Genomic DNA, 12752 nt, shown 5'->3' on the forward strand with positions numbered 1-12752 from the left:
TTTAACCTTTTGGCAGAAACCATTGGAGGACTATAATGGCTGATAAGAAGAAAACTGTTGAACAAGAAGATAAAGTGCTAGCGGCTGAAAAACATGTTGACGAGCTTGTGCAAAAAGGTCTCTTAGCTCTTGAAGAAATGAGAAAACTGAATCAAGAGCAAGTAGATTACATCGTAGCAAAAGCTTCAGTTGCAGCTCTTGATGCACACGGGATCCTTGCTCAACATGCGGTTGAAGAAACTGGTCGTGGTGTATTTGAAGACAAGGCAACGAAAAATCTCTTTGCTTGTGAACACGTTGTCAACAACATGCGTGGTGTGAAGACTGTTGGTGTTATCGAAGATGATCCTGTTACTGGACTGACAAAGATTGCTGAGCCTGTCGGAGTTATTTGTGGTATCACTCCAACGACGAACCCAACATCAACAGCAATTTTTAAAGCATTGATTGCCTTGAAGACACGTAACCCAATAGTTTTTGCCTTCCACCCATCTGCTCAAGAGTCATCTGCTCACGCAGCGCAAATCGTTCGTGACGCAGCAATCGCAGCTGGCGCACCTGAAAACTGTGTGCAATGGATTACTCAACCATCTATGGAAGCAACAGCAGCTTTGATGAACCACGATGGTATTGCAACCATCCTTGCAACTGGTGGTAATGCCATGGTTAAAGCTGCTTATTCTTGCGGAAAACCAGCTCTTGGGGTGGGTGCCGGAAATGTACCAGCTTACATTGAAAAATCTGCTGACCTTCGCCAAGCAGCTCATGATATCGTGATGTCTAAATCATTTGACAATGGTATGGTCTGCGCATCTGAGCAAGCGGTAATCATTGACAAGGAAGTTTATGACGAATTTGTAGAAGAGTTCAAGTCATACCACACTTATTTTGTAAACAAAAAAGAAAAAGCTCTTCTTGAAGAATTCTGCTTTGGCGCTAAAGCAAACAGCAAAAACTGTGCGGGTGCTAAGCTCAATGCAGATATTGTAGGTAAGCCAGCTACATGGATTGCAAAACAAGCAGGCTTTAAAGTACCAGAAGGTACAAACATTTTGGCTGCAGAATGTGCGGAAGTAGGTCCAAATGAGCCATTGACTCGCGAAAAACTTTCACCAGTTATTGCTGTCTTGAAAGCTGAAGATAGAGAAGACGGTCTTAAAAAAGCTCGTCAAATGGTTGAATTTAACGGACTTGGTCACTCAGCAGCTATCCATACAAAAGATGAAGAATTAGCTAAACGCTTTGGTACTGAAATCAAAGCGATGCGGATCATCTGGAACTCGCCATCTACTTTCGGTGGTATCGGGGACGTATATAATGCCTTCATTCCATCCTTGACACTTGGATGTGGTTCATACGGACGCAACTCAGTTGGTGATAACGTGAGCGCTATTAACCTTCTAAACATCAAGAAAGTAGGGAAACGTAGAAATAATATGCAATGGTTTAAAGTTCCTTCAAAAATTTACTTCGAGCGCAACTCTATCCAATACCTTCAAACATGTGAAGATATTGAACGCGTTATGATCGTTACTGACAAATCTATCGAAAAACTTGGCTTTGTTCAACGTGTTATCGATCAATTGAACGCACGTAGCAACCGTGTAACGATCCAAGTCTTCTCAGATGTTGAACCAGATCCAGACATCACAACTGTAGAACGTGGTGCGGAAGTGATGAAAGCATTTGAACCAGATACAATCATCGCTCTTGGTGGTGGTTCTCCAATGGATGCGGCGAAAGTAATGTGGCTCTTCTACGAGCAACCAGAAATCGACTTCCGTGACTTGGTTCAAAAATTCATGGATATCCGTAAACGTGCCTTCCGCTTCCCATCACTTGGTAAGAAAGCGAAGTACATCGGTATCCCAACGACTTCAGGTACAGGCTCAGAAGTAACACCATTTGCCGTTATCTCTGATAAGAAAAACAACCGCAAATATCCACTGGCTGACTACTCATTGACACCAACTATTGCCATTGTTGACCCTGCTTTGGTTGAATCCGTTCCAGACTTCATCGCTGCTGATACAGGTATGGACGTCTTGACTCACGCGACTGAAGCCTATACTTCAAACTTTGCTAACGACTACACAGACGGTATTGCGCTTCAAACCATCAAGCTTGTCTTTGAATGGTTGGAAAAATCTGTTAAGACAGCTGACCCAGAAGCACGTGAAAAAATGCATAATGCGTCTACAATGGCAGGTATGGCCTTTGCAAATGCCTTCCTTGGTATGAGCCACTCAATGGCCCACAAGATCGGTGGTGTTCACCACACTGTTCACGGACGTACAAACGCAATCTTGCTTCCATACGTCATCCGTTACAATGGTACTCGTCCATCTAAAACCACTACATGGCCTAAGTACAACTACTGGAAAGCTGATGAGAAATTCCAAGACATCGCGAAAATGCTTGGTTTGCCTCACTCAACTCCAGAAGAAGCAGTTGAAGCATACGCTAAAGCTGTTTACGAACTTGGTGTTGCAGTAGGTATCAAGATGAACTTCAAAGACCAAGGAATCGATGAAAAAGCTTGGAAAGATAGCTTGCATGAAATTGCTTTGCTTGCTTATGAAGACCAATGTTCACCTGCAAACCCACGCTTGCCAATGGTAGCTGACATGGAAGAAATCATGGCAGATGCTTACTATGGCTACGGAGAACGTCCAGGACGTCGTAAATAATATAGTTATCAACCACAGGGAGTGGGACAGAAATCGGTAATTCGTTAGAATTCGATTTCGTCGTCCCACCTCCGCACAGTTGAGTAGGGCTGTAAAAGCTGATGAAATCAGCGTAGTAGAGCCCATTCAACCACTGCGTCTTGCTCGACAATCCAAAGACAATTGAGAGGCTAGGACTTTTGTCCCAGACTCTTTTTTGGCGTGATTGGAGGAATTCTGATATAATAAAAACAGAAAACTTTGATAATTAGATTATTTTTTTCAAATAATAATGAGGGTTTTGGTTGATGAATGATGTTGGTAAAAGAATAGAGGAGTTACGCAAAAAGAAAGGTTTGAGCCGTCCGGCCTTTTGTGATGATGAGTCTGGTTTGTCTGTCCGCCAGTTGGCACGTATCGAAAAAGGAGAGTTTCATCCCACTCTGAAAACTCTGGAGCATATTGCAGAAAAATTGGAGATTCCAGCCTATATCCTCATGCCTGACTATCAAGAGTTGCCAGAGCGTTATAAGGAAATCAAGTATTTTCTGCTTCATCACCCTGACTATGGGGATAAGGAATTGCAAGAACAAAAAGATGCGTATTTTGATGAAATCTTTGAGGACTTTTATGACAATCTTCCAAGAGATGAGCAGATAATGATCGATTGCTTGCAGGCGATTGACCAGGTGCGGGCAGGCCAAAATTCATTATATGGTCAAGGTGTGTTGGAGAATAGTTTTGACAGTCTAGTCGACGTAGAACCGTTTCATACTAGTACATTATTGAAATCAAGACTTTATTTTCTCTGTGCATTAATGGATGGATTGAATTCAGGATTTATAAAAGAAACTACGCAAGAAGAAATTGTTCTTCTATTTAAAAAGCTATGTCATCAAATAGAAGAAACTGAATTAGAAGATTTATATTTATTGCGGGATGCTCTGTTTGCAGCACTGTGCTGTTTGGAGCTTGTTGGAGAGTTCTCCTATTTCAAGATGGCAGTAGATAAGTTAAATTATATTATGAATAGAACCCGAGATTTCCAAAAGAAACCATTAATTTTAATGGTTGAGTGGAAATATTATATTCAGTGTGATTTTAATGAGGCAAATCGTAAGTATCAAGAGGCGAAAATGGTTGCTCAAATATTTGGAAATGAGGAATTGATAACGAGTCTTGATGGAGAATGGAAAGAAGATATAAAAAAATATATTCAATAATTTGTGAATAGTGGCAGAAATGTCCTGATATACTAAAATTTTTGGCAAGATTTGATATTCTTGTCATTTTTTTATTTTGTTCGGATTTTACTATCTATTTATTAAAAAATAGTGACATTTCTGTCATTGGTGATTTTTGTTGCGCTGATATAATTATTCTTGTAAATAAGACATCAGGAAGGGAATTATTGGTATTGACTTTCCGAAGGAATCTAGTTACTTAGAATATTATCTATCAGTAGATTTTTGCAACGATACATCTTATGAACAAATAGAAAGATTTCTATTTAATTTAGATATGAAATTTTCACAGATTATTTTTGCTTCTGGTATTAACCATATGAATGATGTTTTTGGAGTAACGACGAGTGATTGGGATAGAACTTTTGATGTAAATGTCAAAGCAGCACTTTTTTCTCTAAAGGCAGCTTATGATTATTTCAGTAATCAAACTGCTATTTGAATATTAAGTTGATTCATGGAAAAAATAGTAAATAAAGGAGTGAATTAATGAGAGGTTTTAAAAATAGTATCAGTAACAAGCTACAAGGTGTTTTTCTAACTATCATTTTGTTAGGCGGTTTAGCAATTGCTTTGGTGGAAAGAAGATTATTGATTTCGTTAATTCTTATCGTGGCTATTATGATTTTATCATTTACAAATATGATATGGCTTAGACAATTAGATCAAAATGTACATTGGGAAAATAGGTCAAAATAGAAATTTAAAGGAGTAATTTTATGGAAATGACAGACAAACATATGAATGAGATGTCTGTCATTTTGAACTTTATCACATCGGTATTGCCAAATCTTATTTTAAATGGGATTGTGATTATGGGTTCTCTCTATTTTCTAGTAAATATCAGTCTGCCCTTGACATTACTATCTTTCTTACTATTTCCGTTTTTATTATTTGTCATTATTCCGATAAATCATCGGCTAGAAAGTCACTATACAAGCTATCAAGAAGGACTGGGAGACATTTCTAGTCGTATTAGTCATCGTTTCACTCATATCCGTTTGATGAAATCCTTCAATGGTGAAAAGAGTGAGGAAGAATCCATGGCTCACTCTTTTAATCAATTAAGCCACAACTTCAAAAAGATTATTGGTCTATCCTCCATTCAACAAACTTTGTCAAATGGATTGACCATGACCTTTATCATTTTACTCTTGGTGGTGGCTGGTTTGGAAGTCTCAAAAGGCAATATGACCATGAGTAGCTTGATGACTTTTGTTCTTTATCTTACACAGTTGATTGACCCTATCACAGATATTTCTGAATCTATGACGGATTGGACAGAGTTTCATAGTGTTTCAAATCGTTTAATGGAGATGGTAGAGTTAGATAAAGAAGCAGGAGGAGAGACAGGGTTATAGCTTTCTAGATCGAGTATCATCATGAAGAATGTTAATTTTTCCTATGATCAGGAAAATGTCTTAAACGATTTATCCGTCAATATTCAAGCGGGACAGCATACGGCCATTGTTGGACCAAGCGGTGCAGGGAAATCGACTATTTTTGCTCTATTGATGAAATTCTATCAAGATTATAAGGGAGATATCTTCATTGGCAATCAGAGTTTAGCAGGCTTATCTGAGGAACAATTGAGAAAGATGATTGCCTATATTCCTCAAGATAATACCTTGTTTCATGGAACGATCAGGGAAAATCTTCTCTATGGGAAAAATAAAATCGTCTCAGAAGAACGGATGAATGAAGTCTTAGAAGAATTGGGTTTGGTATCTTTGATAAGGGATTTAGACAAAGGTTTAGATACGGAAATTTCTGATAGTGGTACTGGGTTGTCCGAGGGGCAAAAGCAACGTTTTAATATTGCGAGGGCTTTATTGCTGGAGCATCCAATATATCTATTAGATGAAGTAACAGCCAGTTTAGACAGTGTGACAGAACAAAGAATCAGTAAAGCAATTGATAAGTTGACAGCAGGTAAAACACGCATGACGATTGCACATCGTTTGCATACAGTCAAGAAAGCAGATTCGATTCTTGTTTTGGATAAAACTGGACAGATTGTGGATCAAGGAACTCATCATCAGTTGCTACTTAGAAATCAACTCTATCAAGAATTTTTATCAAATGTACAAAGAGCAGGTTGAAAGGTGTGATTCTTTGTTCACCTCGCTTTCTTTGTTTTTAATAATGTAATCTCAAAAAAGAGGTCAGGGAACTTCTCCGACCTATTTTTGAAACTAGTTTCAAAAAGAAAAAGAATCACAGCAAAAACAGAAATTAAATTCTTAATATTGCAAAGGATTGAAAAAGGAAAGGTGCTGTGCTATTATCTTTGTAAGAGTTTACAAAAATAATAGTGTTGGAGGATGAGATGCGCAATCCAGATTTATTAGCAGAAGCCAAGGATTACAGAGGCAGAGATGAAGTTCCAGCGGATTTTGATACTTTTTGGGATCGTCAGATTAGCAGTTTGAGTGGCTTGCCGGACTATCAGCTGATTGAAAAAGACTTTCAAATCGCTGGGGTGACCTGCCATGAGCTAGTTTTTGAGGGGACGAATCAAGGGCGAACCTATGCTCGTATAGTCCTTCCCAAATCGAGTAAAAAAGTTCCGATTATCTTTCATTTCCACGGTTATATGGGGCGTGGCTGGGATTGGTCCGATATGCTAGCTTATACGGTTGCTGGCTATGGTGTTGTATCTATGGATGTACGCGGCCAGTCAGGCTATTCCTTGGATGGAGGGGCGCCTGTAAGGGGCAATACGGTCAAGGGTCAGATTATCCGTGGGGCAGTGGATGGACCAGAGCGTCTCTTTTATAAGGATGTCTATCTAGATATTTACAGCTTGGTTGAGATTGTGGCGAGTTTGGACCTTGTGGACGAGGAGCATCTATCCAGTTATGGTGCTTCTCAGGGCGGAGCCTTGGCTTTGGTGGCAGCGGCTCTCAATCCGCGCATTAAGCAGACAGTGGCTATCTATCCTTTCTTGTCAGACTTTCGGAGGGTATTGGAGATTGGCAATACCAGCGAGGCCTATGATGAGCTCTTTCGTTATTTTAAGTTCCACGATCCTTTCCACGAAACGGAGGATGAGATTATCCAGACCTTGTCCTATATCGATGTGAAAAATATGGCTCACCGCATTCAAGGGAGCGTGCGGATGATAACAGGGCTTGCTGACGATGTTTGTTATCCGATTACCCAGTTTGCGATTTACAATCGGTTGGAATGCACTAAGGAGCACCATCTCATGCCAGAGTACGAGCATGAAGCTATGAATGTCTATGTCAATGATAGGGTCTTCAACTGGCTTTGTGGCTCAAAGATTGACCATCCTTCTTTGCTGGGAGCTTTTAAAGACTGGTAAAAATAGACAGTACTAAGAAAGAAACTAAGCCTGAGATTAGAATAATCTCAGGCTTTTTATGATAAATATTCAAAAATCTATAGTAACTTTTTTGTAGAAACACTTCTAATCCTGAAAGTAGTTTCAGCTTTTAAGAAAGGAAGTCGGTTTTTAGAAACTAAAATCTAAATCTCAAAACTTATTGAAAGCGCTTTATTTTTTGTATATAATGACATTATAAAAAGAACGGAGAAAACATAGAAAAAGGAGAGATTATTTATGTCACAGATTAGCAAAGATCAATTAATTGCAAAAATCAAAGATGGCATTATCGTTTCCTGTCAAGCTCTGCCTCATGAGCCCCTCTATACGGAGGCTGGCGGTGTCATTCCTCTCTTGGTCAAGGCGGCTGAAGAGGGCGGGGCAGTTGGTATTCGAGCCAACAGCGTGCGAGACATCAAGGAGATTAAGGAAGTAACCAAGCTCCCGATTATCGGGATTATCAAACGGGACTATCCACCACAGGAGCCTTTTATCACTGCGACCATGCGGGAAGTGGATGAGCTGGCTGCCCTTGATATCGAGGTCATCGCTCTGGACTGCACCCAGCGGGAACGCTATGATGGTTTGAAGGTTGAGGACTTTATCCGCCAAGTCAAGGAGAAATATCCGCAGCAACTGCTGATGGCCGACATTAGTACCTTTGAGGAAGGCGTGGCAGCTGTAGCAGCTGGTGTTGACTTTGTCGGTACGACCTTATCAGGCTACACATCCTACAGTCCTAAGGTAGACGGACCAGACTTTGAACTGGTCAAGAAGCTCTGTGATGCGGGGGTAGATGTGATTGCTGAGGGCAAGATCCACTATCCAGATCAAGCCAAGCAAATCCATGATTTGGGTGTCCGCGGTATTGTAGTAGGCGGAGCCATTACTCGACCAAAGGAAATCACCGAGCGTTTCGTTGCAGCAGTAAAATGAAGTGAGGTAAAGCAATGACGACCTTAAAGTTAAATAAGCTCTACAAAAAATATCCTAATAGTGATTTCTACTCTGTAGAAAATTTCGACTTGCAAATCAAAGACAAAGAATTTATCGTCTTTGTTGGCCCTTCTGGATGTGGGAAATCCACAACGCTTCGTATGATTGCGGGACTGGAGGACATCACTGAGGGCGAGCTCTATATCGATGAGACACTAGTCAATGATATTGCTCCCAAGGATCGTGATATTGCCATGGTTTTCCAGAACTATGCCCTCTATCCACACATGACAGTCTATGACAACATGGCGTTTGGATTGAAACTGCGCAAGTACAGTAAGGAAGATATCGACAAACGGGTGCAAGAAGCAGCTGAAATCCTTGGTTTGAAAGAGTTTCTAGACCGCAAACCAGCGGACTTGTCTGGTGGTCAACGTCAACGGGTAGCTATGGGACGGGCCATCGTCCGAGATGCCAAGGTTTTCCTGATGGATGAACCTTTGTCAAACTTGGATGCGAAACTGCGGGTGTCCATGCGTGCTGAGATTGCCAAAATCCACCGCCGTATCGGAGCAACAATCATCTACGTTACCCACGACCAAACCGAGGCAATGACCTTGGCCGACCGCATTGTTATCATGTCAGCGACGAAAAATGAAGCGGGCACGGGAACTATCGGTCGTATCGAGCAAGTCGGAACTCCACAAGAGCTTTACAATGAACCAGCGAATAAGTTTGTTGCAGGCTTTATCGGCAGTCCAGCTATGAACTTCTTTGAAGTAATGGTATCTGGTCATCAACTGACTGATGGTGATCAACTCAATCTTACCCTGACAGGTGGTCAAGAGAAGCTTTTGACAGAAAAAGGCTACCAAGGTAAGAAAGTTATTTTGGGTATCCGACCAGAGGATATCTCAGCCGACTTGATTGTAGAGGATACTTTCCCTGGCGATGTGGTCGATGCGGAAGTTGTCGTGTCAGAGTTGCTGGGTAGTGACTCAGTGCTCTACTGTAAGGTGGGCAGCCAAGAGTTTTCAGCCAAGGTAGATGCTTCCAATTATCTGGAGCCAGGTTCGAAGCTTCGCTTCACCTTCAAACTACCTAAGAGTCATCTGTTTGATAGTGAGACTCAAAAACGAATTACTTTGTAAAACAACCTAAAATGAACTGACTGACTTTATTTTAGGATAAAAGAAAGGTCACAGAGAAGGAGTGATTGTACTTTTAAAAGTTTAGGATTTTAATCAAATATAGGTGGATTCTTGTCCAGAGAAATAACACAGGAAAAACGAGGCTGGGGCGCCTAATGAAAGAGGTCCGTCCCACTCTCCAATAGGCAGGTAAAAGCTGTTTAGGTCAGCTTGGAATCTTAATTTTAAAGGAGAAAAACAAATGAAAATGAAGAAATTGCTTTGTTCATTGGTAGCGGGAGCCGCAGTTCTTACGTTAGCAGCTTGTAGCGGTGGTGGTAGCTCAAATAAAGCAGCTAGCTCTGGTGATAAATCTGGTAAGACAGAGATTACTTGGTGGGCATTCCCTGTCTTCACTCAAGAAAATGCCAATGACGGTGTGGGAACTTATGAAAAATCCATCATTGAAGCATTTGAAAAAGCAAATCCAGACATTCATGTCAACTTGGAAACAATCGACTTCAAGTCAGGTCCAGAAAAAATTACGACAGCTATCGAAGCTGGAACAGCGCCAGACGTGCTCTTCGATGCACCAGGCCGGATTATTCAATACGGTAAAAACGGTAAGTTGGCAGACTTGAACGACCTCTTCACAGATGATTTCGTCAAAGATGTTAACAACGATAACATTATCCAAGCCAGCAAGGCTGGAGACAAAGCTTATATGTATCCAATCAGCTCTGCTCCATTCTACATGGCAATGAATAAGAAAATGTTGGAAGATGCTGGTGTCCTCAACCTAGTTAAAGAAGGCTGGACAACAGATGACTTTGAAAAAGTTTTGAAAGCGCTTAAAGACAAAGGTTATACACCTGGATCTCTCTTCAGTAATGGTCAAGGTGGTGACCAAGGAACTCGTGCCTTCATCGCTAACCTCTATGGTGGATCTGTTACAGACGAAAAAGTAACTAAATATACAACTGATGATCCGAAATTTGTCAAAGGTCTTGAAAAAGCAGTGAGCTGGATCAACAATGGCCTTATGATGAACGGTTCTCAATACGATGGTGGAGCAGACATCCAAAACTTCGCTAACGGTCAAACTTCTTACACTGTACTTTGGGCACCAGCACAAAATGGTATCCAAGCTAAATTGTTGGAAGCAAGTAAAGTAGAAGTGGTTGAAGTACCATTCCCATCAGACTCAGGTAAACCTGCCCTTGAATACCTTGTAAATGGTTTTGCAGTCTTTAACAACAAAGACGACAAGAAAGTAGAAGCAGCCAAGAAATTTGTGAAATTCATCGCTGATGACAAAGAATGGGGACCTAAGAACGTTGTTCGTACAGGTGCTTTCCCAGTTCGTACATCATTTGGTAAACTCTATGATGACAAGCGTATGGAAACAATCAGTGGCTGGACTAAATACTACTCACCATACTACAACACCATTGATGGATTTGCAGAAATGAGAACACTCTGGTTCCCAATGTTGCAATCTGTATCTAATGGAGATGAAAAAGTTGAACCTGCTTTGAAGACATTTACTGAAAAAGCAAACGAAACGATTACTAAAAAATAAGCAAGTTTAAAATCCGCCCCTTTTTCTGTTGTCAGTCTCTAAAAATGGAAAAAGGGGTATTTTGTTAGAAAATCTTGAAAGAGGGGTACCTCATTGTGAAAGTCAATAAAATCAGAATGAAAGAAACCCTAATATCATATGCGTTTTTAGCTCCAATTCTTATATTCTTTACAGTATTTGTTTTGGCGCCTATGATAATGGGATTTATCACTAGTTTCTTTAATTATACAATGACCTCATTTACATTCGTTGGGTTTGATAACTACATTCGGATGTTCAATGATCCAGTTTTTGTCAAGTCACTCATTAATACAGTTATTATTGTAATCGGCTCTGTGCCAGTAGTTGTGCTCTTCTCTTTGTTTGTAGCTTCACAAACCTATGAGATGAATGCTGTTTCTCGCTCTTTCTACCGTTTTGTCTTCTTCCTACCGGTTGTTACAGGTAGTGTTGCCGTGACAGTCGTGTGGAAGTGGATCTACGATCCGCTATCTGGTATTTTGAACTTTGTTTTGAAATCTGGCCATATCATCAACCAAAACATTTCTTGGTTGGGAGACAAACAGTGGGCATTAGCCGCTATTATTGTTATTTTGCTGACAACATCTGTCGGTCAGCCGATTATTCTCTACATTGCAGCTATGGGAAATATCGATAATTCTCTAGTTGAGGCCGCGCGTGTGGATGGGGCGACAGAGATGCAAGTTTTTTGGAAAATCAAATGGCCGAGCCTTTTGCCAACGACACTTTATATCGCTATCATCACAACTATTAACTCATTCCAGTGTTTCGCCTTGATTCAGCTGTTGACATCAGGCGGACCAAACTATTCAACCAGTACGCTTATGTACTATCTATATGAAAAAGCCTTCAAGCTATCTGAATATGGCTATGCAAACACCATGGGAGTCTTTCTGGCGATTATGATTGCGATTATCAGTTTCGCCCAGTTCAAGATTCTCGGTAACGATGTGGAATATTAAAGAAAGGAGCAGGAATATGAAACCAAAAAAATTTAATTCATTTAAAGTGTTTTCATCTGTTATTTTAGCACTTTTGACCGTGCTCTTTGTCTTTCCATTCTACTGGATTCTGACTGGAGCTTTTAAATCTCAGCCGGATACCATTATGATTCCGCCTCAATGGTGGCCACAAAACCCGACAACAGAGAACTTCCAGCAATTAGCCGTTCAAAACCCGGCTTTACAATGGATGTGGAACAGTGTCTTCATTTCTCTTGCGACCATGTTCTTGGTTTGTGCGACGTCATCCCTAGCTGGTTACGTTTTGGCTAAGAAACGTTTTTACGGGCAACGGATTCTCTTTGCCATCTTTATCGCAGCTATGGCCTTGCCTAAGCAGGTTGTCCTAGTTCCTCTAGTGCGGATTGTCAATTTCATGGGAATCCACGATACCCTTTGGGCGGTTATTTTGCCTTTAGTTGGCTGGCCGTTCGGGGTCTTCCTCATGAAGCAGTTTAGTGAAAATATCCCGACAGAGCTTCTGGAATCAGCTAAGATCGACGGTTGTGGTGAAATCCGGACTTTCTGGAGTGTAGCCTTTCCTATCGTCAAACCCGGCTTTGCTGCACTGGCTATCTTCACCTTTATCAATACTTGGAATGACTACTTCATGCAGCTCGTAATGTTGACCTCGCGGAACAATCTGACGATTTCGTTAGGCGTTGCGACTATGCAGGCTGAGATGGCAACCAACTACGGTCTGATTATGGCCGGTGCTGCTTTGGCGGCGGTGCCAATCGTAGCAGTCTTCCTCATCTTCCAAAAATCCTTTACCCAAGGAATTACTATGGGAGCTGTCAAAGGATAAGGCACTCAATAG

At 40.9% G+C, this 12752-nt stretch carries 9 protein-coding genes and 2 pseudogenes; all 11 read left to right on the forward strand.

Going from position 1 to position 12752, the window contains the following annotated elements:
• The first annotated feature begins 35 nt into the window (after positions 1 to 35).
• The 11 genes and pseudogenes from adhE (at position 36) to ACWPVL_RS04595 (ending at position 12740) form a co-directional block, all read left to right on the forward strand.
• Positions 36 to 2690, forward strand: a complete 2655-nt coding sequence (gene adhE, locus ACWPVL_RS04545; protein ID WP_454387203.1) for a bifunctional acetaldehyde-CoA/alcohol dehydrogenase — start codon at positions 36 to 38, stop codon at positions 2688 to 2690.
• A 287-nt stretch (positions 2691 to 2977) separates the two neighbouring features.
• Positions 2978 to 3892 carry a helix-turn-helix domain-containing protein gene (locus tag ACWPVL_RS04550; RefSeq protein ID WP_454387205.1) on the forward strand — a complete coding sequence of 305 codons (915 nt, stop codon included), beginning with the start codon at positions 2978 to 2980 and terminating at the stop codon, positions 3890 to 3892.
• Between the two features lie 184 nt (positions 3893 to 4076).
• Positions 4077 to 4352: pseudogene (locus ACWPVL_RS04555) on the forward strand (SDR family NAD(P)-dependent oxidoreductase); the annotation flags it as partial.
• Between the two features lie 50 nt (positions 4353 to 4402).
• Entirely contained in the window at positions 4403 to 4612 is a 210-nt protein-coding gene (locus tag ACWPVL_RS04560) for a hypothetical protein (RefSeq protein WP_015604206.1), read from the forward strand.
• A gap of 23 nt (positions 4613 to 4635) precedes the next feature.
• Positions 4636 to 6015: pseudogene (locus ACWPVL_RS04565) on the forward strand (ABC transporter ATP-binding protein); the annotation flags it as partial.
• Positions 6016 to 6242: 227 nt separating this feature from the next.
• Positions 6243 to 7241 carry an acetylxylan esterase gene (locus ACWPVL_RS04570; protein ID WP_454387208.1) on the forward strand — a complete coding sequence of 333 codons (999 nt, stop codon included), beginning with the start codon at positions 6243 to 6245 and terminating at the stop codon, positions 7239 to 7241.
• A 258-nt stretch (positions 7242 to 7499) separates the two neighbouring features.
• The gene (locus tag ACWPVL_RS04575) at positions 7500 to 8198 is read left to right on the forward strand and encodes an N-acetylmannosamine-6-phosphate 2-epimerase (RefSeq protein ID WP_045498297.1); all 699 of its coding nucleotides are present in this window, start codon (positions 7500 to 7502) and stop codon (positions 8196 to 8198) included.
• Between the two features lie 14 nt (positions 8199 to 8212).
• Positions 8213 to 9349: an ABC transporter ATP-binding protein gene (locus ACWPVL_RS04580; protein WP_454387210.1), complete on the forward strand. Its 1137-nt coding sequence runs from the start codon at positions 8213 to 8215 to the stop codon at positions 9347 to 9349.
• A gap of 241 nt (positions 9350 to 9590) precedes the next feature.
• Positions 9591 to 10910: an ABC transporter substrate-binding protein gene (locus ACWPVL_RS04585; protein WP_125388371.1), complete on the forward strand. Its 1320-nt coding sequence runs from the start codon at positions 9591 to 9593 to the stop codon at positions 10908 to 10910.
• Between the two features lie 95 nt (positions 10911 to 11005).
• Positions 11006 to 11893: a carbohydrate ABC transporter permease gene (locus ACWPVL_RS04590; RefSeq protein ID WP_045498290.1), complete on the forward strand. Its 888-nt coding sequence runs from the start codon at positions 11006 to 11008 to the stop codon at positions 11891 to 11893.
• Between the two features lie 16 nt (positions 11894 to 11909).
• On the forward strand, positions 11910 to 12740 hold the full coding sequence (locus ACWPVL_RS04595; RefSeq protein WP_045498288.1) for a carbohydrate ABC transporter permease: 831 nt from the start codon (positions 11910 to 11912) through the stop codon (positions 12738 to 12740).
• Positions 12741 to 12752 lie beyond the last annotated feature (12 nt).

This window comes from Streptococcus sp. Marseille-Q8145 (assembly GCF_965112035.1).

Excerpts from the sequence above, each read along its gene's own strand:
- adhE (WP_454387203.1), top strand. The coding sequence starts at position 36 with ATGGCTGATAAGAAGAAAACTGTTGAACAAGAAGATAAAGTGCTAGCG.
- ACWPVL_RS04550 (WP_454387205.1), top strand. The coding sequence starts at position 2,978 with ATGAATGATGTTGGTAAAAGAATAGAGGAGTTACGCAAAAAGAAAGGT.
- ACWPVL_RS04560 (WP_015604206.1), top strand. The coding sequence starts at position 4,403 with ATGAGAGGTTTTAAAAATAGTATCAGTAACAAGCTACAAGGTGTTTTT.
- ACWPVL_RS04570 (WP_454387208.1), top strand. The coding sequence starts at position 6,243 with ATGCGCAATCCAGATTTATTAGCAGAAGCCAAGGATTACAGAGGCAGA.
- ACWPVL_RS04575 (WP_045498297.1), top strand. The coding sequence starts at position 7,500 with ATGTCACAGATTAGCAAAGATCAATTAATTGCAAAAATCAAAGATGGC.
- ACWPVL_RS04580 (WP_454387210.1), top strand. The coding sequence starts at position 8,213 with ATGACGACCTTAAAGTTAAATAAGCTCTACAAAAAATATCCTAATAGT.
- ACWPVL_RS04585 (WP_125388371.1), top strand. The coding sequence starts at position 9,591 with ATGAAAATGAAGAAATTGCTTTGTTCATTGGTAGCGGGAGCCGCAGTT.
- ACWPVL_RS04595 (WP_045498288.1), top strand. The coding sequence starts at position 11,910 with ATGAAACCAAAAAAATTTAATTCATTTAAAGTGTTTTCATCTGTTATT.